1 protein-coding gene and 1 other annotated feature are annotated in these 1,315 nt (G+C 60.3%); the gene reads left to right on the forward strand.

From position 1 onward, the window contains the following. Nucleotides 1–53: 53 nt before the first annotated feature. A protein-coding gene (locus EZV60_RS18925; protein WP_135507636.1) for an IS3 family transposase occupies nucleotides 54–1,276 on the forward strand; the annotation gives its coding sequence in 2 pieces (ribosomal slippage) (nucleotides 54–342 and nucleotides 342–1,276; 1,224 coding nt in all). Next, nucleotides 335–451 (forward strand) — a sequence feature (AL1L pseudoknot). It overlaps the preceding gene by 117 nt. Nucleotides 1,277–1,315: the final 39 nt, after the last annotated feature.

A 1,315-nucleotide genomic window follows, 5' to 3' on the forward strand; every position in this document is an offset into this window, starting at 1 on the left:
TGAACCGCGCCGGGTTTGCCGGAGGCTCCAACTCCTGAGTAGGATGGAGCATCATGAGCAAGACAACGAACAAGTATTCCCCTGAAGTGCGCGAACGAGCGGTTCGCATGGTTCTGGGCAACGCAGGGCAGCATGAGAGCCGCTGGTCGGCGATCCTGTCGATTTCCTCGAAGATCGGTTGCGCCCCCCAGACGCTGAACGAGTGGGTCAAGAAGGCCGAGGTCGATCGCGGAGACCGCGCCGGTATCACGACCGAGATGGCCGATAAGTTGAAGGCCTTGGAACGCGAGAACCGCGAACTGAAGCAAGCCAACGAGATCCTGCGGAAGGCTTCGGCGTATTTTGCTCAGGCGGAGCTCGACCGCCGGTCCAGGACATGATCGCCTTCATCGAAGAACATCGTGACGCCATCGGGGTCGAGCCGATCTGCAGGCACCTGCCGATTGCCCCGTCGACGTTCTACGCTCACCTGGCAAAGCGGTCGAACCCCGAGCTGCTGTCTGACAGGGCCAAGCGGGACAAGGCTTTGCGGCCCGAGATCGAACGTGTCTGGGAGCAGAACTACAAGGTCTACGGCGTTCGCAAGGTCTGGCACCAGATGCGGCGGGAGGGCTTCGATGTGGCCAGATGCACGGTGGCGCGACTGATGAACGATATGGGCTTGGAAGGTGTCATTCGCGGCAAGAAAGCCAGGACGACAATATCTGACAAGTCACAGCCATGCCCGCTGGACAAAGTGAACCGCCAGTTCCAGGTGCCTGCGCCGGACATGCTCTGGGTCAGCGATTTCACCTATGTCACCACCTGGCAGGGGTTCGTCTACGTGGCATTCGTGATCGACGCCTTTGCCCGACGCATCGTCGGCTGGCGAGTGAGCCGCACCGCCAACGCTGGTTTCGTGCTGGACGCCTTGGAACAGGCCGTTCACCAGCGACAGCCGGGAACAGGCTTGGTCCATCATAGCGACCGCGGATCACAATACCTGTCGATCAAATACACCGAACGCCTGGCTGATGCGGGTATCGAGCCTTCGGTCGGCAGTGTCGGCGACTCGTATGACAATGCTTTGGCCGAAACGATCAACGGTCTCTTCAAGGCCGAGGTCATCCACCGCCTTGGCCCATGGCGCAGCTTCGACGCCGTGGAATACGCCGCCCTCGAATGGATCGACTGGTTCAACAACCGACGCCTGCTGGAACCCATCGGAAACATCCCGCCAGCAGAGGCCGAAGCAAACTACCACTCGGCTCTGGAAACTCAGACAATGGCCGCGTAACTTACATCAACCAGCCTCCGGCAAAACCGGCGCGGTTCA

This window comes from Roseovarius aestuariivivens (assembly GCF_004761875.1).
Lineage (GTDB): Bacteria > Pseudomonadota > Alphaproteobacteria > Rhodobacterales > Rhodobacteraceae > Roseovarius > Roseovarius aestuariivivens.